The organism is Serratia sp. CY33525, from assembly GCF_052169115.1.
Classification (GTDB): Bacteria; Pseudomonadota; Gammaproteobacteria; order Enterobacterales; family Enterobacteriaceae; genus Serratia; species Serratia sarumanii.
In genome coordinates, this window is record NZ_JBJNLK010000002.1 from 653,859 (window position 1) to 679,888 (window position 26,030).

Genomic DNA, 26,030 nt, shown 5'->3' on the forward strand with positions numbered 1-26,030 from the left:
ATTAGCCTGAGGTGAATGCCTTATGGAGCAGTTACGCGCCGAACTGAGCATTGTGCTGGGTGAGTCCATCAGCCGGCTGGAGCGGGTGAGCGAGCAGCCTTATGCGCATATGTATTCGCTGTACGATCGGCAGGGCAACGCGATCCCGCTGATGGCGAAAAGCTTTATCTGTCAGGGTATCGCCCAGCAGGAGGCGTACAAGCTGTCAATGCTGGCGCGCGACGGGGATATTCGCCTGCCTACGGTGTACGGCGTGGTGTGTACCCACCAGGCGCCGTACAAGGAAATCCTGCTGATCGAGCGCCTGCGCGGCGTGTCGGCTGAAGCGCCGACGCGTTCGCCGGATCGCTGGAATATGCTGATGGAGCAGATCGTTGACGGGATATTGGCCTGGCACCGCATCGACAGCCACGGCAGCGTCGGCAGCGTTGACAGCACGCAGGAGAACGACTGGTTTTGCTGGTATCAACAGCGGGTCGAAGTGCTGTGGGCGACGGTGGTCAATCTCACCACCCCGCAGCTGACCATGGCGGATCGCCGTTTGCTGTACCGCACGCGCGAAGCGCTGACCCATTTTTTCGTCGGCTTCGACGATCCTTGCGTTCTGGTGCACGGCAACCTGTCGCTGCGCAGCATGCTGAAAGATCCCAAAAGCGATCAACTGCTGGCGATGCTCAATCCCGGCGTGGTGCTGTGGGCGCCACGCGAATACGATCTTTTCCGCCTGTGCGAGGCGGGTATGCCCAGCCAACTGCTGTTCAGCTATCTGCGGCGCGCGCCGGTCGCCGACGCTTTTCTGGCGCGGCGCTGGCTGTACGTGGTGTGGGAAGCGGTGGGGCGTTTGATCCATACCGGCAAGCTGGAGCGGCGGCCGTTCGATTATGCGTCGCAACAGCTGCTGCCCTGGCTGGCCGGTTGAACGGGCCTTACTCGGCGCCGGCGCGGTCCGCGCCTTTCAGCCATTGCCACAGGCTGCCCAGCGTTTCATACCAGGCGCGCTCGGTATGGCCGAGGAACATTGACGATGGCGTGGCGCGATCCCAGATATTCAGCGGCGAGTCGATCGCCAACTGGTTGGCCGGCGCCGGGATCGGGTGCAGGCCCTTGGCCTTGAAGAAACGCATGGCGCGCGGCAGATGGTTGGCGGAGGTGACCAGAATGAAGGGTTGCTCGCCGACCAACTTGGCGACCTGAGCGGCCTCTTGCTCGGTATCGCGCGGTTCCCCCAGGATCACCATATCACTGCGCGGCACGCCCAGGCTTTCGGCCACCAGCGCCGCCGTGGCGGCGTTGCTTTGCATGCGTCCGGCGGACGCGCCGGTAAACACCATCCTGGCGCCGGGATGCGCAAGATAAAGCCGCACGCCTTCCGTCACACGCGGCAGACTGTTGCCGAGCAGGTTCGAGCTGGGCGCCCAATCGGGATTGTAGGTATAGCCCCCGCCCAATACCACGATGTAGCTGACCGGATCGTTGCCGCGATAAGTCTGGTATTCGGCTTCGATCGGCCGCAGCAGCCGGTCGGCCACCGGTTGCAGGCTGAAAAGCAGTAAAAACAGCCAGCTCAGCGTGAAAATCGTCTTACCGCTTTTTTGCCAGCGGGTGAACCACAGCAGCAGCAGCGCCAGCCCCATCAGCAGCATCAACAGCGGCAGCGGCATCAGCAGGGCGCCAAAGAACTTTTTCAGGTTGAACAGCATCGAAAATCAGATCCTTTTGGGTGAAAAAGCGGCATCCAGGCATAAACCGGCCGCAAGAAGATACATTCTAAGCCAGTCTGTGCCAAAATAGCAGGTTTGAATGGGCGTGCGCTTTGCCGCCGACAAGAATGAGATCAGCGGAGCCGTTGTCCATGCAGGATCGCAATTTTGACGATATTGCTGAAAAATTTGCGCGTAATATTTACGGCACCACGAAAGGAAAAATCCGCCAGGCGGTGGTTTGGCAGGATCTGACCGGGCTGCTGGCGCAGTTGCCGCAGCGGCCGCTGCGCATCCTCGACGCCGGGGGCGGTGAAGGCCATATGGCCTGCCAACTGGCAGAATTAGGACATCAGGTGTTGTTGTGCGATCTTTCTGGTGAGATGATCCAGCGCGCCGCGCAGCTGGCGGAGCAGAAAGGTGTGAGCCAGAACATGCAATTCGTACAAAGTTCTGCGCAGGATATCGCTCAACATTTGGAACAGCCGGTTGATCTGATATTGTTTCATGCAGTGCTTGAATGGATCGCCGAGCCCGAAGCGGCGCTGCGGGCGTTGTATGACTGCCTGACGCCGGGCGGCGCGCTGTCGCTGATGTTTTTCAACGCCAACGGCCTCTTGATGCGCAACGTGGTGTTGGGTAATTTCCAACTGGTGGATCCCGAGGTCAGGCGGCGCCGCAAGCGTTCGCTGTCGCCGCAATATCCGCACGATCCGCTATTGGTCTACGGTTGGCTGGAACAGCTGGGCATGCGCATCAGCGGCAAAACCGGGGTGCGGGTGTTCCACGACTATCTGCAGAGCAGACAGCTGCAAACACAAAAATTTGAAGAGTTACTGGCGCTTGAACAGCACTATTGCCGGCAGGAGCCGTACGTGAGTTTGGGGCGCTATATTCACGTCATGGCGCATAAACCAAACCTGAAGGACGAACTATGAGTGAATTTTCCCAGACAGTACCCGAACTGGTCGCCTGGGCACGGAAAAATGATTTCTCTATTTCGCTCCCTACTGAGCGTCTCGCATTTTTGCTCGCCATCGCCACCCTGAACGGCGAACGGCTGGACGGCGAGATGAGCGAAGGTGAGCTGGTTGATGCATTTCGCCATGTCAGCAAGGGTTTTGAACAGACGCATGAAACGGTGGCGATGCGCGCCAACAATGCGATCAACGACATGGTGCGCCAGCGCCTGTTGAACCGCTTTACCAGCGAACTGGCGGACGGTAACGCGATTTACCGCCTCACGCCGCTGGGCATCGGCATTACCGATTACTATATTCGCCAACGCGAATTCTCCACGCTGCGTCTGTCGATGCAGCTGTCGATCGTGGCGCAGGAGCTCAAGCGCGCCGCCGACGCCGCCGACGAGGGCGGCGACGATTTCCATTGGCACCGCAACGTGTTCGCGCCGTTGAAATATTCGGTGGCGGAAATCTTCGACAGTATCGACATGACCCAACGCGTGATGGACGAGCAGCAGCAGAGCGTGAAAAACGACATCGCGGCGCTGCTGAGCAAAGACTGGCGGGCGGCGATCTCCAGCTGCGAGATGCTGCTGTCGGAAACCTCGGGCACCCTGCGCGAGCTGCAGGATACGCTGGATGCGGCGGGCGACAAGCTGCAGGCCAACCTGCTGCGCATCCAGGACGCCACCCTCGGCAACGTGGAGCTGGGCTTCGTCGACAAGCTGGTGTTCGATCTGCAAAGCAAGCTGGATCGCATCATCAGCTGGGGCCAGCAGGCGATTGACCTGTGGATCGGCTACGATCGCCACGTGCATAAATTTATCCGTACCGCTATCGATATGGATAAAAACCGCGTGTTCGCCCAACGCCTGCGCCAGTCGGTGCAAACCTATTTCGACCACCCGTGGGCGCTGACCCATGCCAATGCCGATCGTCTGCTGGACATGCGCGACGAAGAACTGGCGCTGCGCAGCGAGGAAGTGACCGGGGAACTGCCGCCGGATCTGGAGTTCGAAGAGTTCAGCGAAATTCGCGAACAGCTGGCGGCAATGATCGAAGAGGCGCTGAAGGTGTATCAGGAACAGCAGATGCCGCTCAACCTTGCAGCGGTGATGCGCGATTATCTGGCGCAATATCCGCGTGCGCGTCATTTCGACGTGGCACGTTTAGTGGTCGACCAGGCAGTGCGCCTCGGTGTGGCTGAAGCAGATTTCTCAGGGTTGCCGGCGGAATGGCAGGCAATCAATGATTACGGAGCCAAGGTCCAGGCCCATGTCATCGACAAATATTGAACAAGTAATGCCAGTCAAGCTGGCCAAGGCACTGTCCAACTCGCTGTTCCCGGCGCTGGACAGCCAACTGCGCGCGGGTCGTCACATCGGTATCGATGAGCTGGACAACCATGCCTTTTTAATGGATTTCCAGGATGAGCTGGAAGAATTTTACACCCGTTACAGCGTCGAGCTGATTCGGGCGCCGGAAGGTTTCTTCTATTTGCGCCCGCGCTCCACCACGCTGATCCCGCGCTCGGTGCTGTCCGAGCTGGATATGATGGTGGGTAAGATCTTGTGCTACCTGTACCTCAGCCCCGAGCGCCTGGCGCACGAAGGCATTTTCAGCCATCAGGAGCTGTACGACGAGTTGCTGAGCCTGGCCGATGAGAACAAGCTGCTGAAGTTCGTCAACCAGCGCTCCACCGGTTCAGATCTCGATCGGCAGAAGCTGCACGAAAAGGTGCGCACCTCGCTGAACCGCCTGCGCCGCCTTGGCATGGTCTACTTCATGGGCAATGACAGCAGCAAGTTCCGCATTACCGAGGCGGTGTTCCGCTTCGGCGCCGACGTGCGCAGCGGCGACGATCCGCGTGAAGCGCAGCTGCGCATGATTCGCGACGGCGAGGCGATGCCGGTTGAAACCAGCCTGTCGCTGAACGATGAGAATGAGGCTGAGGATCAGCAGGTTGATAACGCTCCTGACGGTGCAGAGGATGAACAGGAATGATTGAACGCGGTAAATTTCGCTCGCTGACGCTGGTTAACTGGAACGGCTTCTTTGCCCGCACCTTTGATCTGGATGAGCTGGTGACCACGCTGTCCGGCGGTAACGGGGCAGGGAAATCCACCACCATGGCGGCTTTCGTCACCGCACTGATCCCCGATCTGACGCTGCTGCACTTCCGTAACACCACCGAAGCGGGCGCCACCAGCGGTTCGCGCGATAAAGGCCTGCACGGCAAGCTGCGCGCCGGCGTGTGCTACTCCACCCTCGACGTCGTCAACTCGCGCCACCAGCGCGTGGTGGTCGGCGTGCGTCTGCAGCAGGTGGCGGGGCGCGATCGCAAGGTCGACATCAAACCGTTCACCATTCAGGGCCTGCCGACCGCGGTGCAGCCGACCGAGCTGCTGACCCAGACCGTGGGTGAGCGCCAGGCGCGCGTGCTGTCGTTGCAGGAACTGAAGGATCGCGTGGAAGAGATGGAGGGCGTGCAGTTCAAGCAGTTCAACTCCATCACCGATTACCACTCGCTGATGTTCGATCTGGGCGTGATCCCGAAACGCCTGCGTTCATCCGCCGATCGCAGCAAATTCTACCGTCTGATTGAAGCGTCGCTGTACGGCGGTATTTCCAGCGCCATCACCCGCTCGCTGCGCGATTACCTGCTGCCGGAAAACAGCGGCGTGCGCAAGGCGTTCCAGGATATGGAAGCGGCGCTGCGCGAAAACCGCATGACGCTGGAAGCGATCCGCGTCACCCAGTCGGATCGCGATCTGTTCAAGCATCTGATCTCCGAGGCCACTTCCTATGTGGCGGCGGACTATATGCGCCACGCCAACGAACGCCGCATCCATCTGGACGGCGCGCTGGCGCTGCGCAGCGATCTGTTGGGCAGCCGCAAGCAGCTGGCCGCCGAACAGTATCGCCATGTGGAAATGGCGCGCGAGCTGAGCGAACAGAGCGGTGCCGAATCCGATCTGGAAACCGATTACCAGGCCGCCAGCGACCACCTGAATCTGGTGCAGACGGCGATGCGTCAGCAGGAGAAGATCGAGCGCTATGAAGCCGATCTGGAAGAGCTGACCTACCGTCTGGAAGAGCAGAACGAAGTGGTGGCCGAGGCGAGCGAGCAACAGGCCGAAAATGAAGCGCGCGCCGAAGCGGCCGAGCTGGAAGTGGATGAGCTAAAGAGCCAACTGGCCGACTACCAGCAGGCGCTCGACGTGCAGCAGACCCGCGCCATTCAGTATCAGCAGGCGCTGCAGGCGCTGGAGCGCGCACGCGCGCTGTGCCAACTGCCGGATCTGACCGCCGATAACGCCGAACAGTGGCTGGATACCTTCCAGGCCCGCGAGCAGGAGGCGACCGAAGCGCTGCTGATGCTGGAACAGAAGCTGAGCGTGGCCGACGCCGCGCACGGCCAGTTCGAACAGGCCTATCAGTTGGTGGGTAAAATCGCCGGCCAGGTCAGCCGCAGCGAAGCCTGGCAGTGCGCGCGCGAATTGCTGCGCGACTGGCCTTCGCAGCAGCACCTCGCCGAGCGCGTTCAGCCGTTGCGCCTGCGCCTGAGCGAACTGGAACAGCGCCTGCGCTCGCAGCAGGACGCCGAGCGCCTGCTGCAAGAGTTTTGCAAACGCCATGGCCAAGAGTACCAGCCGGACGATCTTGACATGCTGCAGCAGGAGCTGGAAGAGCGCCTGGAAGCGCTGTCGCAGAACGTCAGCGAAGCCGGCGAACGCCGCATGGAGATGCGCCAGGAGCTGGAGCAGATCCAGCAGCGCATCCGTGAGCTGACGGCGCGCGCGCCGGTGTGGCTGGCGGCGCAGGACGCTCTGAGCCAGCTCAGCGATCAGAGCGGAGAGCCGCTGGAAAACAGCCAGCAGGTGACCGAATACATGCAGCAGCTGCTGGAGCGCGAGCGTGAAACCACCGTCGAGCGCGACGAAGTGGCGGCCCGCAAACGTGAAGTGGAAGCGCAGATCGAACGTCTCAGCCAGCCGGGCGGCGCGGAAGATCAACGCCTGGTCACGCTGGCCGAACGTTTCGGCGGCGTGTTGCTGTCGGAAATCTACGATGACGTCACCATCGACGACGCGCCTTACTTCTCGGCGCTGTACGGCCCTTCGCGCCACGCCATCGTGGTGCCGGATCTGTCGCTGGTGCGCGAGATGCTGGAAGGGCTGGAAGATTGCCCGGAAGATCTTTACCTGATCGAAGGGGATCCGCAGTCGTTCGATGACAGCGTATTCGCCGTCGAAGAGCAGGAAAAAGCGGTGGTGGTGAAAATCGCCGATCGCCAGTGGCGTTATTCCCGCTACCCGGAAGTGCCGTTGTTCGGCCGCGCGGCGCGCGAAAATCGCCTGGAAGTGCTGCATGCCGAGCGTGAAACGCTGGCGGAGCGCTACGCCACGCTGTCGTTCGACGTGCAGAAAACCCAGCGCTCGCACCAGGCTTTCAGCCGCTTTATCGGCACTCATCTGGCGGTGGCGTTCGACGCCGACCCAGAAGCGGAGATCCGCGGCCTGAACGCCCGCCGTGGCGAAATCGAACGCGCGCTGAACAATCACGAAGCGCAGAACCAGCAGCAGCGTCAGCAGTACGATCAGGCCAAAGAGGGCATTTCCGCGCTCAACCGCCTGATGCCGCTGGTGTCGTTGCTGAACGATGAAACGTTGCAGGACCGCGTCGACGAGATGCGCGAAGAGCTGGAAGAAGCGCAGGACGCCGCGCGTCATATTCAGCAGCACGGCGTGTCGCTGGCCAAGCTGGAGCCGCTGCTGTCGGTGCTGCAGAGCGATCCGCAGCAGCATGAACAGCTGCAGCAGGATTACGCGCAGGCGCAAAGCGTGCAGCGTCAGGCTAAACAGCAGGCGTTCGCGCTCACTGAAGTGGTGCAGCGTCGTGCGCACTTCAGCTACACCGACTCTGCCGGCATGCAGAATGCCAACAACGATCTGAACGATAAGCTGCGCCAGCGTCTGGAGCAGGCGGAAGCCGAACGCGCCCGCGCCCGTGAGCAACTGCGTCAGTATCAAACCCAGTTCACCCAGTACAGCCAGGTGCTGGCCTCGCTGAAAAGCTCGTACGACGCCAAGCGCGACATGCTGAAAGAGCTGAGCCAAGAGCTGGTGGACATCGGCGTGCAGGCCGACGCCAATGCCGAAGCGCGCGCCCGCGCGCGTCGCGACGAACTGCATGCGGCGCTGAGCAACAACCGCGCTCGCCGCAATCAGCTGGAGAAACAGCTGACCTTCTGCGAAGCCGAAATGGACGGCCTGCAGAAGAAACTGCGCAAGCTGGAACGCGATTATCATCAGCTGCGTGAGCAGGTGGTGACCGCCAAGGCGGGCTGGTGCGCGGTGATGCGCCTGGTGAAAGACAACGGCGTGGAACGCCGCCTGCACCGCCGCGAGCTGGCGTATATGGATGGCGACGAGCTGCGCTCGATGTCGGATAAGGCGCTCGGTGCGCTGCGTCTGGCCGTGGCGGATAACGAACACCTGCGCGATGTGCTGCGCCTGTCGGAAGATCCGAAGCGGCCGGAGCGTAAGATTCAGTTCTATATCGCGGTGTACCAGCACCTGCGCGAGCGCATCCGTCAGGACATCATCCGCACCGACGATCCGGTCGAGGCCATCGAACAGATGGAAATCGAGTTGGGCCGTCTGACCGAAGAGCTGACCGCGCGCGAGCAGAAGCTGGCGATCAGTTCGAAAAGCGTGGCCAACATCATTCGCAAAACCATTCAGCGCGAGCAGAACCGCATTCGCATGCTGAACCAGGGGCTGCAGGCCGTTTCCTTCGGCCAGGTGAAGAGCGTGCGCCTGAACGTCAATGTGCGCGAAGCGCATGCTACCCTGCTGGATGTGCTCTCCGAGCAGCAGGAACAGCATCAGGATCTGTTCAACAGCAACCGTCTGACCTTCTCCGAAGCGTTGGCCAAGCTGTATCAGCGCCTGAATCCGCAGATCGACATGGGGCAGCGCACACCACAGACCATCGGCGAGGAGTTGCTGGACTACCGCAACTACCTGGAGATGGAAGTGGAGGTATACCGTGGCTCCGACGGCTGGCTGCGTGCGGAAAGCGGCGCGTTGTCTACCGGTGAAGCCATCGGTACCGGGATGTCAATCCTGGTGATGGTGGTGCAGAGCTGGGAAGAAGAATCCCGCCGCCTGCGCGGTAAAGACATCTCGCCGTGTCGCCTGCTGTTCCTCGATGAAGCGGCGCGTCTGGATGCCAAGTCGATCGCTACGCTGTTCGAACTGTGCGACCGTCTGGAAATGCAGCTGATCATCGCGGCGCCGGAAAACATCAGTCCGGAGAAGGGCACCACCTATAAACTGGTGCGTAAAGTGTTCCAGAACCACGAGCATGTGCACGTGGTGGGGCTGCGCGGTTTCGCCGGTGAGCCGCCGGCGCTGGGTACTGCGCCGGTTGAAACGCCGTAACGCAGAAAAACGCCCTAAAAATCCGAAAATAGCCGCCGCAGGGTGGCTATTTTTTTGTGCGCGTGGATGATAGTCCTGCTTTTTTATCCGTTGAAAAGCGGTTAGTTTAATCACATAAACAGTTATTCGGCGCCCGCAGGGCGAAACGGCCTTTCTGTTTGTATACTGAAACTATATGCAGTTTTTGACGTTTTTTTTGTGAGCATACAGGGGGCAAGGGATGTTGCTTAAAAAGGGAAACTCTCTACGACGTTTGGCGCTGAGTGGCGCTATCGCCTGTAGTCTTGTGTCGTCGTTTTCCGCATCGGCCACCGTCCCGGCGTTGCCGGTGGCATCAGCAGGCATGTCCGTTGCGCAGAGCCGTTCTGAACTGCTGGCCGCGTTGCCGCGCGGCATGGATTTGCACTACCTGTCCACGCTGGCGCCGCTGTATGCGGCGAATCACATGCAGCCGATGTGGCAGGATCGCGAAGCCGTTCAGCAATTTCAGCAGCAGCTGGCCGAGCTGGCGATGTCCGGCGTGCAGCCGCAGTTCACCCAATGGGTGAAGATGTTGACCGATCCGGCGCTCAGTGAAGCGGGCCGCGATGCGGTGCTGTCCGATGCGATGCTGGGCTATTTGCAGTTCGTCTCCGCCATCGGTGCCAACGGCAACAACTGGCTGTACAGCAATATTCCCTACAAGCTTGGCTTGCCGCCCACCGCGGTGATCAACCAATGGCAGCTGGCGGTGCGCCAGGCGCGTACTCTGAGCTACGTGAATTCGCTCGCGCCGCAGCATCCGCAATACGCCAAGATGCATCAGGCGCTGCGCGACATGCTGGCGGATAATCGTCCCTGGCCGCAGGTGGGCAGCGGCCCGAGCCTGCGTCCAGGCCAAATGAGCAATGATATTCCGGCGCTGCGTGAGATCCTGACGCGCACCGGTATGCTCGCCGCCTCGGCGCCGGAAGCGGATCCGGAACCGGCGGTGGTCTCGGCGAAGATCAATGAGCCCGACGACGGCGGGCTGACGGTAGACGAAGAGAAAAGCCGCGTGACGGTCAGTCCATCGGCAGCGCCGGTGACGGAGCTGACCGCGGAACAGACGCCGCCGCAGATTGGCAGCGTGGTGAGCGATAACCTCTATACCGACGAACTGGTGGAGGGCGTCAAGCGCTTCCAGAAATGGCAAGGGCTGACGGCGGATGGTGTGATCGGCGTGCGCACCCGCGAGTGGCTCAACGTGTCACCGAAAACCCGCGCCGCGCTGCTGGCGCTGAATATCCAGCGCCTGCGGATCCTGCCGGGGCATGTCGGCACCGGCATCATGGTGAACATTCCCAACTATTCGCTGACCTACTACCAGAACGGCAATGAGGTGCTGTCTTCCCGCGTTATCGTCGGGCGGCCGAGCCGCAAGACGCCGCTGATGAGCAGCGCGTTGAACAACGTGGTGGTCAACCCGCCGTGGAACGTGCCGACTACCCTGGTGCGTGAGGACATCGTGCCGAAGGCGATGCGTGACGGTAACTACTTCCAGAAACACGGCTATACCGTGCTGTCGGGCTGGAGCAACGATGCGGAAGTGATCAACCCGGCGATGATCGACTGGAGCATGATCTCTGCGCGCAACTTCCCGTATCGCGTGCGTCAGGCGCCGGGCGCGACCAACTCGCTGGGGCGCTTCAAGTTCAATATGCCGAGCTCGGACGCCATCTACCTGCACGATACCCCGAACCACAGCCTGTTCCAGAAAGACATCCGCGCGCTCAGCTCCGGCTGCGTGCGGGTGAACAAGGCTTCCGATTTGGCGAATATGCTGCTGCAGGACGCCGGCTGGAACAACAGCCGCGTGTCTTCCACGCTGAAAGAAGGGAATACCACTTATGTGAATATTCGCCAGCGTATTCCCGTAAAACTGTATTATCTGACCGCCTGGGTTTCGGATGACGGCCAACCGCAATTCCGTACAGATATTTACAATTATGATAATACGGTGCGATCGGGCGCACAAATTTTGGCTCAGGCCAAAAAATTAATGCAGTAAATGCAGTAATTATAAATAAATAACGGTCAGAATGTTTGGCTATACCGCAGGCCCTCGTAGCCGGGGGCCTGTAAACCTAGGCGTATCGCGGGTTGACTCAGCATACGCAGGCGGTTATGGTTCGGACAGTGCGCTGCTTTGTGCATTTATTTTGACATTCTTGCCGGGTTTAACAGAGTCATGGACAAAATTGATCATCACCGCCGTAAATGGCTGGCGCTAGGTGGCGCCGCTATGGGCATAGCGCTGCTTCCAGGGCAGGCGTTTGCCAGTATTTCCACCGCTCGACCGCGTATTTTAGTGTTGAATAACCTGAATACCGGTGAATCTATTAAAGCCGAGTTCTTTGACGGCAAAGGTTACAATAAAGAAGAGTTGGTGCGGCTAAATCATCTGTTCCGCGATTATCGCGCCAACAAGGTTAAATCGATCGATCCCCGCTTGTTTGATCACCTCTATCGTCTGCAGGGGCTGCTGGGCACCAGCAAGCCGGTGCAGCTGATCTCCGGATACCGTTCCGTAGACACCAACAACGAACTGCGTGCGCATAGCCGCGGCGTGGCCAAGCACAGCTACCACACCAAAGGCCAGGCGATGGATTTCCACATTGAAGGTATCCAATTGAGCAATATCCGCAAAGCGGCGTTAAAAATGCGCGCCGGTGGTGTAGGATATTACCCACGTAGCAACTTCGTACACATCGATACCGGCCCGGTTCGGACTTGGTAATCGCTGTGCCGTCAGTGAATAACGCCGCCCCTTGCGGAAGCGGCGTTATTGTCGTTGGAGCCTTATGAAATACCATCTTATTCCCGTTACCGCCTTTAGCCAGAACTGCAGTCTGATTTGGTGTGAAAACACGCAGCAGGCGGCGTTGGTCGATCCCGGCGGTGAAGCGGAAAAAATCAAAGCGGAAGTCGCGCGGCAGGGGGTGACGGTCACCCAGATTTTGCTGACGCACGGCCATTTGGATCATGTCGGCGCGGCGGCGGAGCTGGCGGACCATTATCAGGTGCCAATCTATGGCCCGGATAAAGAAGACGCGTTTTGGCTGGACGGTTTGCCGGCGCAGAGCCGGATGTTTGGGCTGGAAGAGTGCGCGCCGCTGACGCCGACCCGCTGGCTGTCGGAAGGCGATGAGATGCAGGTGGGCGAGATGACGCTCAAGGTGTTGCATTGCCCTGGGCACACGCCGGGCCACATCGTCTTTATCAATGAGCAGGCGCGTTTGGCGCTGGTGGGCGACGTGCTGTTTAACGGCGGCGTGGGGCGCAGCGACTTCCCGCGCGGTGACCATCAGGCGCTGATCGCCTCTATTCGCACCAAACTGCTGCCGTTGGGCGACGACATGCGCTTTATTCCTGGCCACGGCCCGATGTCGACCTTCGGCCACGAGCGCCAGACCAACCCGTTCCTGCGCGAAGAGCCGGCGGTGTGGTAACGATTATTTCCCGGCAGAAATAATCAAGGGCGCATAGAGCGCCCTTTTTTACGATTTATGACCTGCGTCGATGCCTTTAGAGCACGGCGACGATGGCTTCACACAGCGGCGCCATGTTGTCCGGCGTCATGCCGGCCACGTTTACCCGGCCCGAGTTCACGGCGTAGACGCCGAACTCTTCGCGCAGACGCAGCACCTGTTCTTTGGTCAGGCCGCTGAACGAGAACATGCCGTTCTGTTGGATGATGAAGCTGAAGTCCTGCTGCGCGCCTTTCTCCTGCAGGGTGTTCACGAACAGCTGACGCATGCGGTGAATACGCTGGCGCATGTCGGTCAGCTCCTGCTCCCACATCGCGCGCAGCGCATCGTTGCCCAGAATGGTGGCGACAACCGCCGCGCCGTGTGACGGCGGGTTGGAGTAGTTGGCGCGAATGGCCGCTTTCACCTGGCTGAAGGCGCGATCGGCGGTTTCGGCATCGGCAGCCACAATGGTGCAAGCGCCGACGCGCTCATTGTACAGGCCGAAGTTTTTCGAGTAGGAGCTGGCAACGATCAGCTCTTGATGTTTGGCGGCGAAAATACGCAGGCCCTGCGCATCTTCTTCCAGACCGTTGGCGAAGCCCTGGTAGGCGAAATCGAACAGCGGCAGCCAGCCATTGGCGACGGAAAGCTCAGCCAGCTGTGCCCACTGTTCCGCCGTTGGATCGATACCGGTCGGGTTATGGCAGCAGCCGTGGAACAGCACCACATCACCGGCCTGCGCCTGTTTCAGGCTGTTCAGCAGGCCGTCAAAGTCCAACGCGTGGTTGGCGGCGTCGTAGTAGGCGTACTCCAGCACTTCCAGGCCCACGGCGCTAAAGACGTTCTTGTGGTTTGGCCAGCTTGGGTTGCTGATCCAGATGCGCTTGGCGCTGGTCTGGTTGGCGATAAAGTCTGCCGCCACGCGCAGGCCGCCGGTGCCGCCGGGCGTCTGTGCGGTACGCGCGCGCCGCGCGGTAACGATCGGGCTCTCTTTGCCGAACAGCAGCTCTTGCGTGCAGCTGGCGAACGCCGGGATGCCTTCAATGCCGAGATAGTTTTTGGTGGTCTCGTTTTCCAGCAGATACTGTTCAGCTTTTTTTACGCTGGTCAGCACCGGCGTTTTGCCGGTTTCGTCTTTATAAACGCCAATCCCTAAATTGATTTTATTCGGGCGGGCGTCGGCGCGGAAAATGTCGGTCAGGCCCAGGATCGGGTCGGCGGGTGCGGCGGTGATTTTTTCAAACATGTCAGGTGCTTCCAAATCTCGGAGTTAAGCAGACAGAAGCATCAGGGTAGCGCCAGTTATCGGCTTTGCCAACCGTTTGCGATAAAAACACCGCGATCTTGTGAACGGGAAGGATTCGACAGAAAAAATGATGGGGAAGGGGAAATCTGCAGGATAAAACGTTACCGGGAGACACAAATAAAAACAGGGCCGAAGCCCTGTTTTTTAACTTAGCCGACGGTAAACCGCCGTTAAGCGAGACAACTTAGAACTGGTACACCAGACCAACGGCTACGATATCGTCGGTAGCGGTGCCGGTTGCTTTGGTGAACTCGTTGTCATCCAGCAGGTTGATTTTGTAATCAACGTAGGTGGACATGTTTTTGTTGAAGTAGTAAGTGGTACCAACAGAAACATATTTAACCAGATCGGCATCGCCGCCGGCGAAGCTTGAACCGTGAGCGGTACGGCCAGCCAGGTTTTTGCCTTTAGACTGCAGGTAAGACACTTCTGGACGCAGACCGAAGTCGAATTGGTACTGTGCGGTCACTTCAAAGTTCTGAGTTTTGTTCGCAATGCCGCTATCGAAATCGCCATACGGAGTCATGTTGCGGGTTTCTGCGTACATCGCTGCCAGGTAGACGTTGTTGGCGTCGTATTTCGCGCCCACGGTCCAAGCGTCAGCCTTGTCGCCGCCAGCGGTTGACTGACGGGTCTGGGCATCTGTGCGGTCAGAGGACGCGTATGCAGCACCGAAGCTTACGCCTTCGCCGATGTCATACGTTGAAGACAGGCCCCAACCGTCGCCGTTTTGTTTCTTCAGCGCGCGGCCATCGTTTTCGTTCTTGCCCTGGTACTGAACGGCGAAGTTCAGACCATCAACCAGACCGAAGAAGTTGTTGTTACGATAGGTCGCAACGCCGTTGGTACGGCCGGTCATGAAGTTGTCGGAGTAGGTGTAGGTATCGCCACCGAACTCTGGCAGCATATCGGTCCAGCCTTCCACGTCGTACAGTACGCCGTAGTTACGGCCGTAGTCGAAGGAGCCGTAGTCAGCGAATTTCAGACCGGCAAAGCCCAGACGGGTTTTGGTGCCTTCGGTGCCCTGAGATTCGGCGTGGTTGGACTGAACGTTGTATTCCCACTGGCCGTAACCGGTCAGTTGGTCAGTAATCTGGGTTTCACCTTTGAAGCCGAAACGAACATAGGTCTGATCGCCGTCATTGCCTTTGTCGTCGGAGAAGTAGTGCAGACCGTCAACTTTGCCGTACAGATCCAGCTTGTTGCCGTCTTTGTTGTAGATTTCAGCTGCGTTTGCTGCACCAGCAGCCAACAGAGCCGGGATAACCACTGCAAGAATGTTGCGCTTCATCATTATTACCCTCATTGGTGTTATTCGGACACCTTTGCCACTGCCGCCAATAATTCTTTGGGAACTATTGTTGATAGATTGGTGTCGTCCTGTGTCTGAACGCAGTGTTCCATTCACAGGCGGGTTAATCTAGGACGAAAATGATACCAATGTCCCAATCAGGTTGCAAAAGGAAAGTATGTGTAACCAAATGTAATTTTTCGGGAACTTTGTGATGTGCGTCAATATTAAAAAATGCGAAAGGCCAGCGAGGCTGGCCTTTGTTTTGTAACGAAATCGTTTAAAAAACGTTTGATCGTATGAATTAGAAGCTTGCGTTACGTGGTGTGCGTGGGAACGGAATCACATCGCGCACGTTTTGCACGCCGGTGACATAGGCGATTAAACGTTCAAAACCCAGGCCGAAACCGGAATGCGGCACGGTGCCGTAGCGGCGCAGATCGCGATACCACCAGTAGTCTTCTTTATTCAGGCCCATCTCTTCCAGACGTTGATCGAGCATGTCGAGGCGTTCTTCACGCTGCGAACCGCCGATGATTTCACCGATGCCCGGCGCCAGCACGTCCATGGCCGCGACGGTTTTACCGTCTTCGTTCATGCGCATATAGAACGCTTTGATGTCTTTCGGGTAGTTCTTCACCACCACCGGCGCCTGGAAGTGTTTCTCCGCCAGATAACGCTCATGTTCGGAAGAGAGATCGATGCCCCAGGAAACCGGGTTTTCGAAGGTTTGGCCAGAGGCCAGCAGGATCTCAATGGCGTCGGTGTAGTCCACCTGGGCGAAATCGGAAGAGACGAAGCGCTCCAGACGAGAGATTGCGTCTTTATCCACGCGCTCGGCGAAGAATTTCAGATCGTCTGCACGTTCATCCAGCACCGCCTGGAACACATACTTCAGCATGCTTTCGGCCAGGCCGGCGACATCGTCCAGCGTCGCGAAGGCCACTTCCGGCTCGATCATCCAGAATTCCGCCAAATGGCGGCTGGTGTTGGAGTTTTCAGCGCGGAAAGTTGGGCCGAAGGTGTATACCTTGGACAGCGCACAGGCGTAGGTTTCGCCGTTCAGCTGGCCGGAAACGGTGAGGAAGGCTTCCTTACCGAAGAAGTCCTGGCTGAAATCGACGGCGCCCTTGTCGGTGCGCGGCAGGTTTTCCAGATCCAGCGTGGACACGCGGAACATCTCGCCGGCGCCTTCGGTGTCGGAGGCGGTGATCAGCGGGGTGGACACCCAAAAATAACCATTTTCATGGAAGAAGCGGTGGATCGCCTGCGCCAGGGTATGACGCACGCGCGCCACGGCGCCGATCAGATTGGTGCGCGGGCGCAGGTGGGCCACTTCGCGCAGGTATTCGATGCTGTGGCGTTTGGCCGCCATTGGGTAAGTATCCGGATCGTCGACCCAGCCGACCACGTTGATCGCGGTGGCCTGCAGCTCGAAGCTCTGGCCTTCGCCCGGTGAGGCGACGACCTTGCCGGTAACTTCAACTGAGCAACCGGTGGTCAGGTGCAGCACTTCATCCTGATAATTCGGCAGAGAATTATTAACGACGGCCTGTAACGGATCAAAGCAGGAACCGTCATAGACGGCCAGGAAGGAGATACCAGCTTTTGAATCTCTCCGGGTACGTACCCAGCCGCGTACGGTGACTTCACTGTCAACCGCAGCACGACCTTGCAGTACGTCGACTACAGGCACTACGCTCATAGATTTCTCTCTTTAATAATTTGGTTTAGAAATAGCTTACAACCCAAGAATATGGGGGTAATGGCTATGTTACTTGCCGCGGTGCAGAGCACAAGCAGAAATCATCGGATTGGCGCAACATTTATCGTGGCTGGCTGAAAAGAGGGCGGTCGGGATAAAAACAAAAAAGCCGGCGCCTGAACCGGGCCGGCTTTCTCTCTCTATATATAGAAGGCTCAGCTGGCTTTCTTCACCAGCGGCAGATCGAAGGCCTTGCGCAGGGCCCTGACGAACGCCTGATCCTGGCAAATGGTTTTGCCGGGGCTGTCGGAGAGCTTGGCCACCGGCTTGCCTTTGCACTCGACCAGCTTGATCACGATATTCAGCGGTTTGACGCCGGGAATATCGCAGGTCAGGCGCGTGCCGATGCCGAAGCCGAGATTGATGCGCTGGTAGAAATGGCGATAGAGCGCCAGCGCTTTTTCCAGATCCAGGTTGTCCGAGAACACCAGCGTTTTGCTCATCGGATCGATGCCCAGCTTTTGATAATGGGCAATGGCCTTTTCACCCCACTCGACGGGATCGCCAGAATCGTGGCGCAGCCCCTGATAACGTTCGGCGAACTGCGGGCCGAAGTCGCGCAGGAAGGCATCCATGGTGATACAGTCGGTGAGCGCGATGCCAAGCTGATCCGGGTATTCATCCAACCAGGCTTGCAAGGCGGCGCGCTGGCTGTTGGCCAGCACCGGGCTTATTTGCTGATGCGCCTGGAACCACTCATGCGCCTGAGTGCCGACCGGCGCCAGGCTGAGCTGATGCGCCAGATCGTAATTGCTGGTGCCCGACAGGTACGGGAATTCGGCCTGCAAGGTGCTGACGATGGCCTGTTGCACGCCCTGAGAGAAACGGCGACGGGTGCCGAAGTCCATCAGCTTGAAGCGCGAAAGATCCAGATCGCCCGCCAGCGTCTTGAACTGAGCCAGCTTGGTTTGCAGATGCGCCACCGCCTGTTCCGGCGTCGCCAGCGGAGAGCGCCGACGGTGCACCACTTCGCTGATCACCGCCAGCAACGGCACTTCCCACATGATCACTTCACGCCAGGGGCCGGCGATGCGGATTTGCAGCTTGCCGTCGCGGTTGTCTATGGTGACCTGCTGCGGATCGTAGCGGAACGTTCGCAGCCAGCTCAGGTAATCCTGACGGAAGAAGGGCAGGCCCGAAAGATAAGCGAATTCGGCATCGGTCAGCGCCAGCCGGCTCATCAACGCCACCTGCGCGCGGATCTCGTCGGCATATTCGCCCAGCAGTTCGTCGCCGCGGCAGCGGAATTCCGCCGCCACGCTGATCGCGGGATAGCGATGGAACACTGCTTGCTGCATATGAAGCTTATAAGCATCGGTATCAAGCAGTGATGTCAAAATCGGGGAAGCGTATTGAGTCATAGCGCGTTACAGCATCCTCGTCAGGCGCGTGTCCAAATCCGGATAATCATAAAAGTGGGGGTGGAGTATACCCGGATTATCCTGTTATTGAAGCTGCATCACACCATAAATCACCAAAGCGGGTCGAGGATTAAACGTGCCTTTATGGCGGCCTGATAGCGGCGGGGAGGAAAAAAAGCCAGATATGCCTGTAAGGTGAATGACTTAGCCTAATTAGTCATAAAAATTATAATGTTAATTATTTTAAACAGCGAATCAGATATAGCCGGTCTGGGTATGCACGCTGACCCGATCCTTGCCGTTCTTTTTGCAAAAATAGAGCGCTTCGTCCGCCTGTTTGATCGCCGCCTGCAGCGCGGTGAATGCGTTGACCGGCGCAATGCCGCAGCTGGTGGTGAAACGCACTTGCCGTCCATCGGCCAGATTTAGCGTCAGGCGATGAGTGCGGGCACGCAATTGCTCCATGATGTCCCGCGCGTTGTCCAACGAACAGTTGCCCAGCAGCACCGCGAACTCTTCGCCGCCGTAGCGGCAGAAGATGTCGCTGGCGCGGAACGCGCGTTGCAGCAGGTGGCCGAATGCCACCAGCGCCCGGTCGCCCACGTCGTGGCCGTAGCTGTCGTTGAGCTGTTTGAAGTTGTCGATGTCGATCAGGCAAAAGGCCTGCGGGTAGCTGCCGTCGCCCAGCAGCTGACATTCAAGGAAGAATTTACGGCGGTTGTAAATATTGGTAAGCGGATCGAGGAAAGAAGAGGCCTCGAGCTCTTTAATCAGCAGTTGTTTCTCGCTTTCCAGCGAGACCTTGTCCAACTGGTATTGCCTGAGCTGCTGAATGGCGTCGCTGATGGCGATCAATTCCTGGCTGTAGAAGGCGTCGTTGCGATCGATATTTATCTCGCCGCGCGACAGCCGCACGATATTGTTGTGGGTCTTGGTCAGCCAGCGGTTGATGCTGGTGCAGAACACCAGCGCCGGCAAAATGAACAGCAACACCACCAGGCCGGCGAGTGCGATCATGCCGTAAATGGTCGTCTGGCTGTCGTAAATCTTGTGGCGCGACGCGAGGGTTTCCAGTTCGAAGCTGCGTTGATACAGCGCCTGCGACAGCCCGCTCACATCGTCGACATAGCGCGAAATAAGCGCGGTGGGGTAGGGCTGATGGGTATCGATAGCGGTGTACAGCCCATGGGTAATCTGCTGGAGGCGCTCAGCGGACACCTGGGTGAGCAATGCATTGACGATGTTGGTGATTTGCACATCGTCGTAGTTGATCTTCATGAAGATCAATCGGGTGCTCAGCGCGTTCAGCACGCCGGTCAGCTGAATGGACTTCAGGTAGGCGTCTTTGCGAACGAGCGGCCTGACGTTGACGTCGATAATCTGATCGCTCAATTCCGTCAGTGACATATTCAGCCGGTTATTAAGGCGGATGGCCTCGAGAAACATAAAAGAGTCGGTATCCACCATCCGGGTATCGTAGGTGTAGCGGTAATAGCTCTTACTGGTTTGCGAGATGTAATAGGCGCTGTTGATGTTGAACAGATTGGCGTTAGTGTTATTGACCTGCGAAAGCTGCAGGTTGTCATTATCCAGCAGCTGTTCCATCAGGCTGATCATCGACAGCGCGGCGATTTTTTGCCGAACCCCGAGCTGTCTGGCGACCTCATCGTCCAGATGTTCGCGGATGCGGGTAATTCTTTCGCGCGCCGCCCGATCGGCGGCCAAACATTGCGCTCGGGTGATTTGCGGATCGATCAGGCTCAAGCGTTTGAGGCGGTGCGCCTGCAAGGCAGCCTGAAAGGCTTCGGAGATTTCTTTGGCGCGATCAATTTTGTACAGATTGAGTTGGTTATCGCGGTAGTCGGTATGAGCTTCGAGTAGCTCATCGACGATGAACAGAGAGAAGGAAGTCATCAGGCACAGGGTAAAAAAATAGATTGCGTATTTAATTTTCATAGTGCGAGTCATCCCTGGGCCTGATGCCGCAATTATACCACCATGCCGCCTGCGTCGCCTCAACTATGCCGGCGCCCTCCGGCGGCGGTTTTTTAGCATTAAATGCTGATTTTTATTTGGCCATTGGTTACCTGCGCTATCGCCTGGCGGGCGATTTATGATTTGCCTCTGATTTCTCTCTCGTGGTCGCCCGGCGGCTCTGGGCTTTTCGGCCAGCTGTGATACAGTTTATTCACAATTCAGGCCCACCGCGCGCCGCAGGGGAACACTCCGGCTACGGTACGAAGCAGAAGAGCGGCCTGGCACCTATAACTCACCGAGACGTTTAAGGGTTTTTATGACACAACAGCCACAGGCAAAATACCGCCACGATTATCGCGCGCCCGATTACACCACGACCGATATCGATTTGGACTTCAGTCTGGACGCGGAAACCACGCGCGTGACCGCCGTCAGTAAAATCAAACGTCAGGGCGCGGCCGGCGCACCGCTGGTGCTGGATGGCGAAGATCTGACGCTGGTGAGCATTCAGGTGGACGGCCAACCGTGGAGCGCCTACCGCCAGCAGGATAACCAACTGATCATCGAAGCGTTGCCGGCACAATTCACTCTTACCATCGTCAACGACATTCACCCGGCGAAAAACACTGCGCTGGAAGGGCTGTACCTGTCCGGCGATGCGCTGTGCACGCAATGCGAAGCCGAAGGTTTCCACCACATTACCTATTATCAGGATCGCCCGGACGTGCTGGCGCGCTTTACCACCCGCATCGAGGCCGACAAGGCGCGCTATCCGTTCCTGCTGTCGAACGGCAACCGCATCGGCCAGGGCGAATTGGCCGATGGCCGCCACTGGGTGCAATGGCAGGATCCGTTCCCGAAACCTTGCTACCTGTTCGCGCTGGTGGCGGGAGACTTCGACGTGCTGCGCGACAGCTTCACCACCCGTTCCGGCCGTAAGGTCGCGCTGGAGCTGTTCGTCGATCGCGGCAACCTGGATCGCGCCGACTGGGCGATGACGTCGCTGAAGAACTCAATGAAGTGGGACGAGACCCGCTTCGGCCTGGAATACGATCTCGACATTTATATGATTGTGGCGGTCGATTTCTTCAATATGGGCGCGATGGAGAACAAAGGGTTAAACATCTTTAACTCCAAATACGTGCTGGCGAAGGCGGAAACCGCCACCGACAAGGATTACCTGAACATTGAAGCGGTGATCGGCCACGAATACTTCCACAACTGGACCGGTAACCGCGTAACCTGCCGCGACTGGTTCCAGCTCAGCCTGAAAGAGGGGCTGACGGTATTCCGCGACCAGGAGTTCAGTTCCGATCTGGGATCGCGTTCGGTCAACCGCATCGACAACGTGCGCGTGATGCGCGGCGCGCAGTTCGCCGAAGACGCCAGCCCGATGGCGCACGCCATCCGCCCGGACAAAGTGATCGAGATGAACAACTTCTACACCCTGACGGTGTATGAAAAGGGTTCCGAAGTGATCCGCATGATGCACACCTTGCTGGGGGAGGAGAACTTCCAGAAAGGGATGCAGCTCTATTTCGAACGCCACGACGGCAGCGCCGCCACCTGCGACGATTTCGTGCAGGCGATGGAGGACGCGTCCAACGTCGATCTGTCGCGCTTCCGCCGTTGGTATAGCCAGTCCGGCACGCCGCTGTTGACGGTGCGCGACGAGTACGACGCGGAAACCCAGCAGTATCGCCTGCATGTCAGCCAGCAAACCGCGCCGACCGCCGATCAGCCGGAGAAATTGCCGCTGCATATCCCGCTGGATATCGAACTGTACGACAGCGAAGGCAACGTCATTCCATTGCAAAAGGGCGGCCTGCCGGTCAACAACGTGCTGAACGTCACCGAAGCGGAGCAGATCTTCGTGTTCGACGGCGTGGCGCATAAGCCGGTGCCGTCGCTGCTGCGCGAATTCTCCGCGCCGGTGAAGCTGGACTATCCGTACAGCGATCAGCAGCTGACCTTCCTGATGCAGCACGCGCGCAATGAATTTGCGCGCTGGGATGCGGCGCAGAGCCTGCTGGCGACCTATATCAAGCTGAACGTGGCGCGGCACCAGCAGAAGCAGCCGCTGTCGCTGCCGCTGCACGTGGCCGATGCGTTCCGCGCAGTGCTGCTGGACGAAAAACTGGATCCTGCGCTGGCGGCGCAGATCCTGACGTTGCCGTCGGAGAACGAAATCGCCGAGCTGTTCGCCACCATCGATCCGGAAGCGATCGCCGCGGTGCATGAAGCGATCGTTCGCTGCCTGGCGCGGGAGCTGGCCGATGAGTGGCTGGCGGTATATCACGCCAACAAGACCGACGGCTACCGCGTGGAGCACGCCGAGATCGCCAAGCGCGCCTTGCGTAATGTGTGCCTGGGCTATCTGGCGTTCGGCGAAGATGTGGCGCTGGCGGACCAGCTGGTGAGCGAACAGTATCGCCAGGCGGACAACATGACCGACTCGCTGGCGGCGCTGTCTGCTGCGGTCGCGGCCCAGCTGCCGTGCCGCGATGCGCTGCTGGCGGCGTTCGACGAGCGCTGGCATCAGGATGGCCTGGTGATGGATAAATGGTTCGTGCTGCAGGGCAGCAGCCCGGCGGCAGACGTGCTGAGCAAGGTGCGCGCGCTGCTGCAACACCGTTCGTTCAGCCTGAGCAACCCGAACCGCACCCGTTCGCTGATCGGCGGCTTCGCTTCCGGCAACCCGGCGGCGTTCCATGCCGCGGACGGCAGCGGCTATCAGTTCCTGGCGGAGATCCTCAGCGATCTCAACCAGCGCAACCCGCAGATCGCCGCGCGCCTGATTGAACCGCTGATTCGCCTGAAGCGTTACGACGCGGGCCGCCAGGCGCTGATGCGCAAGGCGCTGGAACAGCTGAAAGGATTGGAAAACCTGTCCGGCGATCTGTACGAGAAGATCAGCAAGGCGCTCGACGCCTGATCTTTTCGCGCTGGATAGATCAAGGGACGGCCTGCGCCGTCCCTTTTTTCATCCCTTCAATTCGCCGCCCGACGGCCGCTGGCCTCTGTGGCCGGCGGTGATAACACCCGCTCCAGCACTTCGGCCTCCAGTTCCGCCAGCCGGGCCGAGCCTTTGCGGCGCGGCCGCGGCAGATCGAGAGTCAGATCCAGCCCGATACGCCCCTCTTCGATCAGGATCACCCGATCCGCCAGCGCGATGGCTTCGCTGACGTCGTGCGTGACCAGCAGTACGGTAAAACCGTGCTGTTGCCACAGCGTTTCTATCAGCCCCTGCATCTCGATGCGCGTCAGGGCATCCAACGCCCCGAGCGGTTCGTCCAGCAGCAGCAGGCGAGGGCGGTGGATCAGCGCGCGCGCCAGGGCGACCCGCTGCTTTTGCCCGCCGGACAGCGCCGCCGGCCAGTCGCGGGCGCGATCCGCCAAGCCGACCGCGTCCAGCGCCTGCAGCGCCGCATCGCGCCACTGGCCGCGCAGCCCCAGGCCCACGTTGTCGATCACCGTTTTCCACGGCAGCAGGCGCGCATCCTGAAACATCAGCCGGGTATCCTCTTTAGCGGCGGCAAGCGGCGCGTTGCCGCTGAGCAGCGCGCCGCTGCTGGGCTGTTCCAGGCCGGCCAACAGGCGCAGCAGGGTGCTCTTGCCGCAGCCGCTGCGGCCGACCACCGCCACGAACTGCCCGGCGGAAATGCGCAGCTGAATATTGTCCAGCACGGTGCGGTTGCCGTAACCTTTGCCGATGGACTCCAGCGTCACCGGCGTGCCTTGCGCAAGGCGAGCGGGAAGGGTCATAGCGCTTCTCCCTGTTTCAGTTGATAGGCCGGATGCCAGCGCAACCAGACGCGCTCCAGCAGTTGCGCGCCCACGTCCGCCAGCTTGCCGAGCAGGGCGTACAGCACGATCGCCACCACCACCACGTCGGTTTGCAGGAATTCACGCGCGTTCATCGCCAGGTAGCCGATGCCCGAATTGGCCGAAATGGTTTCGGCGACGATCAGCGTCAGCCACATGAAGCCGAGAGCGAAACGCACGCCGACCATAATCGACGGCAGCGCGCCCGGCAGCACCACCTGCGTAAACAGGCGGAAACCGCTCAGGCCGTAGCTGCGGGCCATCTCCAACAGGCCGCGATCGATGTTCTTGATGCCGTGATAGGTATTGAGATAAATCGGGAATAGCGTACCGAGCGCCACCAGAAAGATCTTGGCGGATTCATCGATGCCGAACCACAGGATCACCAGCGGGATCAGCGCCAGGTGCGGCACGTTGCGGATCATTTGCACCGAGCTGTCCAGCAGGCGTTCGCCCCAGCGCGACAGCCCGGTAATAAAGCCGAGGATCAGCCCGATGCTGCCGCCGATGGCAAAGCCGATCAGCGCGCGCTGGCTGCTGATGCTCAGGTGCTGCCATAGTTCGCCGCTTTGGCTCAGGCTCCAGAAGGCGGCCAGCACCGCGCTCGGCGCCGGCAAAATACGGTTGGACAGCCAGCCGGTTTCGACGGCGATCTGCCAGAGGATCACCAGCGCCAGCGGCAGCGCCCAAGGGGCCAGCCGATACAGGATGCGTTGCGCGTTCTTTGCCATCGGGGCGCTCCTCAGCTCTGCGACACTTTTTGCGGAACATAAATGTTGGCCACCACTTCGCCCTGCGGGCGCACCGGCTGAAGGCGCACGGGCGTTTCCTCCTGCGCCAGATCGAGGTGCGGGAACAGCAGTTCGCCGACGCGGTAGGCCTCTTCCAGATGCGGATAGCCGGAGAGAATAAAGGTGTCGATGCCCAGATCGGCATATTCCTGCATGCGCGCCGCGACCGTCGGGCCATCGCCCACCAGCGCGGTGCCGGCGCCGCCGCGCACCAGGCCGATGCCGGCCCACAGGTTCGGGCTGATCTCCAGGTTGTCCTTCTTGCCGCCGTGCAGCGCCGCCATGCGCCGTTGGCCGACGGAATCGAAGCGCGCAAAGGCCTGCTGCGCGTCGGCGATGGTTTCCTCATCGAGGTGGGCGATCAGCCGATCGGCGGCGCGCCAGGCCTCTTCGGTGGTTTCCCGCACGATGACATGCAGGCGGATACCGAAGCGTACCTGGCGGCCTTTCGCCGCCGCTTTGGCGCGCACCTCTTCGATTTTCTCTTTAACCTGCGCCGGCGGCTCTCCCCAGGTGAGATACATTTCTACCTGTTCGGCGGCCAGATCCTGCGCGGCGGCGGAGGATCCGCCGAAATAGAGCGGCGGGCGCGGTTGCTGCACCGGCGGGAACAGCAGTTTGGCGCCTTTCACCTGAATGTGCTTGCCGTCGAAATCGACGGTTTCGCCTTCCAGCACCCGGCGCCAGATGTGGGTGAACTCGGTTGAGGCTTCGTAGCGCTCTTCATGATTGAGATGCAACCCCTCCGCCGCCAGTTCTTCCGGATCGCCGCCGGTGACCAGATTGAACAGCGCGCGCCCGTTGGACAGGCGATCCAGCGTCGCCGCCTGGCGCGCCGCCAGCGTAGGGGAGATGATGCCCGGCCGCAGCGCGACCAAAAACTTCAGCCGCTGGGTGACCGGGATCAGCGAGGCGGCCACCAGCCAGGAGTCTTCGCACGAGCGGCCGGTGGGGATCAATACGCCGCCGAATCCCAGCCGATCCGCCGCCTGGGCGATCTGCTGCAAGTAACCGTGATCGACGCTGCGCGCCCCCTGTGCGCTGCCGAGATAGTGGCCATCGCCGTGGGTGGGTAAAAACCAGAAAACGTTCAGGCTCATCGTCAATGTTCT

General features: G+C 59.5%; 18 protein-coding genes. 9 read left to right on the forward strand and 9 right to left on the reverse strand.

From position 1 onward, the window contains the following. Positions 1–22: 22 nt before the first annotated feature. Positions 23–919: a YcbJ family phosphotransferase gene (locus ACJ8IM_RS08060; RefSeq protein ID WP_033654240.1), complete on the forward strand. Its 897-nt coding sequence runs from the start codon at positions 23–25 to the stop codon at positions 917–919. 7 nt (positions 920–926) lie between these two features. Here the strand turns inward: ACJ8IM_RS08060 and elyC are convergent, their stop codons facing one another. Then, positions 927–1,700, reverse strand: a complete 774-nt coding sequence (elyC, locus tag ACJ8IM_RS08065) for an envelope biogenesis factor ElyC (protein WP_033654239.1) — start codon at positions 1,698–1,700, stop codon at positions 927–929. Positions 1,701–1,852: 152 nt separating this feature from the next. Between elyC and cmoM the strand changes: the two genes are divergently transcribed. From cmoM to ACJ8IM_RS08100, 7 genes are all read left to right on the forward strand, one after another. Continuing rightward, a complete protein-coding gene (cmoM, locus tag ACJ8IM_RS08070; protein ID WP_033646604.1) occupies positions 1,853–2,638 on the forward strand; it encodes a tRNA uridine 5-oxyacetic acid(34) methyltransferase CmoM in 786 nt (261 codons plus the stop codon). After that, on the forward strand, positions 2,635–3,957 hold the full coding sequence (mukF, locus tag ACJ8IM_RS08075; RefSeq protein ID WP_004928228.1) for a chromosome partition protein MukF: 1,323 nt from the start codon (positions 2,635–2,637) through the stop codon (positions 3,955–3,957). The genes cmoM and mukF overlap by 4 nt, the downstream gene beginning before the upstream one ends. Further along, positions 3,938–4,666, forward strand: a complete 729-nt coding sequence (gene mukE, locus ACJ8IM_RS08080; protein WP_033637863.1) for a chromosome partition protein MukE — start codon at positions 3,938–3,940, stop codon at positions 4,664–4,666. The genes mukF and mukE overlap by 20 nt, the downstream gene beginning before the upstream one ends. Then, positions 4,663–9,111 (forward strand): chromosome partition protein MukB, encoded by a 4,449-nt coding sequence (gene mukB, locus ACJ8IM_RS08085; protein ID WP_033654238.1) that lies wholly within the window; start codon positions 4,663–4,665, stop codon positions 9,109–9,111. Before mukE ends, mukB begins: the two co-directional genes overlap by 4 nt. A 220-nt stretch (positions 9,112–9,331) precedes the next feature. Next, positions 9,332–11,140 (forward strand): L,D-transpeptidase, encoded by a 1,809-nt coding sequence (ldtD, locus tag ACJ8IM_RS08090; RefSeq protein ID WP_072008419.1) that lies wholly within the window; start codon positions 9,332–9,334, stop codon positions 11,138–11,140. Positions 11,141–11,320: 180 nt separating this feature from the next. Then, positions 11,321–11,869, forward strand: coding sequence for a YcbK family protein (locus ACJ8IM_RS08095; protein ID WP_033637866.1), 549 nt, complete (start codon positions 11,321–11,323; stop codon positions 11,867–11,869). A 64-nt stretch (positions 11,870–11,933) separates the two neighbouring features. Continuing rightward, positions 11,934–12,581, forward strand: coding sequence for an MBL fold metallo-hydrolase (locus ACJ8IM_RS08100; protein ID WP_033646596.1), 648 nt, complete (start codon positions 11,934–11,936; stop codon positions 12,579–12,581). A gap of 76 nt (positions 12,582–12,657) precedes the next feature. Here the strand turns inward: ACJ8IM_RS08100 and ACJ8IM_RS08105 are convergent, their stop codons facing one another. From ACJ8IM_RS08105 to ACJ8IM_RS08125, 5 genes are all read right to left on the reverse strand, one after another. Next, positions 12,658–13,848 carry an amino acid aminotransferase gene (locus ACJ8IM_RS08105; RefSeq protein ID WP_033637868.1) on the reverse strand — a complete coding sequence of 397 codons (1,191 nt, stop codon included), beginning with the start codon at positions 13,846–13,848 and terminating at the stop codon, positions 12,658–12,660. A 244-nt stretch (positions 13,849–14,092) separates the two neighbouring features. Continuing rightward, positions 14,093–15,202, reverse strand: coding sequence for a porin OmpC (gene ompC / locus ACJ8IM_RS08110; RefSeq protein WP_033654235.1), 1,110 nt, complete (start codon positions 15,200–15,202; stop codon positions 14,093–14,095). 301 nt (positions 15,203–15,503) lie between these two features. Next, entirely contained in the window at positions 15,504–16,904 is a 1,401-nt protein-coding gene (asnS, locus tag ACJ8IM_RS08115; RefSeq protein WP_033637870.1) for an asparagine--tRNA ligase, read from the reverse strand. Positions 16,905–17,119: 215 nt separating this feature from the next. Then, positions 17,120–18,325: a nicotinate phosphoribosyltransferase gene (gene pncB, locus ACJ8IM_RS08120; protein WP_033654234.1), complete on the reverse strand. Its 1,206-nt coding sequence runs from the start codon at positions 18,323–18,325 to the stop codon at positions 17,120–17,122. A 255-nt stretch (positions 18,326–18,580) separates the two neighbouring features. Beyond that, a complete protein-coding gene (locus tag ACJ8IM_RS08125) occupies positions 18,581–20,281 on the reverse strand; it encodes a GGDEF domain-containing protein (RefSeq protein ID WP_033654233.1) in 1,701 nt (566 codons plus the stop codon). Between the two features lie 337 nt (positions 20,282–20,618). On the opposite strand from ACJ8IM_RS08125, the gene pepN reads away from it, so the two are divergent. Further along, entirely contained in the window at positions 20,619–23,237 is a 2,619-nt protein-coding gene (gene pepN, locus ACJ8IM_RS08130) for an aminopeptidase N (protein ID WP_033654232.1), read from the forward strand. A 56-nt stretch (positions 23,238–23,293) separates the two neighbouring features. Here pepN and ssuB read toward each other — a convergent pair whose 3' ends face one another. Genes ssuB through ssuD form a run of 3 tightly spaced genes read right to left on the reverse strand, consistent with a single transcriptional unit; the run spans position 23,294 to position 26,018 of the window. Then, positions 23,294–24,067, reverse strand: coding sequence for an aliphatic sulfonates ABC transporter ATP-binding protein (gene ssuB, locus ACJ8IM_RS08135; RefSeq protein WP_033654231.1), 774 nt, complete (start codon positions 24,065–24,067; stop codon positions 23,294–23,296). Then, positions 24,064–24,858, reverse strand: a complete 795-nt coding sequence (ssuC, locus tag ACJ8IM_RS08140) for an aliphatic sulfonate ABC transporter permease SsuC (RefSeq protein WP_033646585.1) — start codon at positions 24,856–24,858, stop codon at positions 24,064–24,066. Before ssuC ends, ssuB begins: the two co-directional genes overlap by 4 nt. Positions 24,859–24,869: 11 nt before the next feature. Then, positions 24,870–26,018: an FMNH2-dependent alkanesulfonate monooxygenase gene (gene ssuD, locus ACJ8IM_RS08145; RefSeq protein ID WP_033637877.1), complete on the reverse strand. Its 1,149-nt coding sequence runs from the start codon at positions 26,016–26,018 to the stop codon at positions 24,870–24,872. Positions 26,019–26,030: the final 12 nt, after the last annotated feature.

Excerpts from the sequence above, each read along its gene's own strand:
- cmoM (WP_033646604.1), top strand. The coding sequence starts at position 1,853 with ATGCAGGATCGCAATTTTGACGATATTGCTGAAAAATTTGCGCGTAAT.
- ldtD (WP_072008419.1), top strand. The coding sequence starts at position 9,332 with ATGTTGCTTAAAAAGGGAAACTCTCTACGACGTTTGGCGCTGAGTGGC.
- mukF (WP_004928228.1), top strand. The coding sequence starts at position 2,635 with ATGAGTGAATTTTCCCAGACAGTACCCGAACTGGTCGCCTGGGCACGG.
- asnS (WP_033637870.1), bottom strand. The coding sequence starts at position 16,904 with ATGAGCGTAGTGCCTGTAGTCGACGTACTGCAAGGTCGTGCTGCGGTT.
- ssuB (WP_033654231.1), bottom strand. The coding sequence starts at position 24,067 with ATGACCCTTCCCGCTCGCCTTGCGCAAGGCACGCCGGTGACGCTGGAG.
- ssuC (WP_033646585.1), bottom strand. The coding sequence starts at position 24,858 with ATGGCAAAGAACGCGCAACGCATCCTGTATCGGCTGGCCCCTTGGGCG.
- ACJ8IM_RS08105 (WP_033637868.1), bottom strand. The coding sequence starts at position 13,848 with ATGTTTGAAAAAATCACCGCCGCACCCGCCGACCCGATCCTGGGCCTG.
- pncB (WP_033654234.1), bottom strand. The coding sequence starts at position 18,325 with ATGACTCAATACGCTTCCCCGATTTTGACATCACTGCTTGATACCGAT.
- ssuD (WP_033637877.1), bottom strand. The coding sequence starts at position 26,018 with ATGAGCCTGAACGTTTTCTGGTTTTTACCCACCCACGGCGATGGCCAC.
- pepN (WP_033654232.1), top strand. The coding sequence starts at position 20,619 with ATGACACAACAGCCACAGGCAAAATACCGCCACGATTATCGCGCGCCC.
- ACJ8IM_RS08060 (WP_033654240.1), top strand. The coding sequence starts at position 23 with ATGGAGCAGTTACGCGCCGAACTGAGCATTGTGCTGGGTGAGTCCATC.
- ACJ8IM_RS08095 (WP_033637866.1), top strand. The coding sequence starts at position 11,321 with ATGGACAAAATTGATCATCACCGCCGTAAATGGCTGGCGCTAGGTGGC.
- elyC (WP_033654239.1), bottom strand. The coding sequence starts at position 1,700 with ATGCTGTTCAACCTGAAAAAGTTCTTTGGCGCCCTGCTGATGCCGCTG.
- ACJ8IM_RS08125 (WP_033654233.1), bottom strand. The coding sequence starts at position 20,281 with ATGAAAATTAAATACGCAATCTATTTTTTTACCCTGTGCCTGATGACT.
- ACJ8IM_RS08100 (WP_033646596.1), top strand. The coding sequence starts at position 11,934 with ATGAAATACCATCTTATTCCCGTTACCGCCTTTAGCCAGAACTGCAGT.
- mukB (WP_033654238.1), top strand. The coding sequence starts at position 4,663 with ATGATTGAACGCGGTAAATTTCGCTCGCTGACGCTGGTTAACTGGAAC.
- ompC (WP_033654235.1), bottom strand. The coding sequence starts at position 15,202 with ATGATGAAGCGCAACATTCTTGCAGTGGTTATCCCGGCTCTGTTGGCT.
- mukE (WP_033637863.1), top strand. The coding sequence starts at position 3,938 with ATGTCATCGACAAATATTGAACAAGTAATGCCAGTCAAGCTGGCCAAG.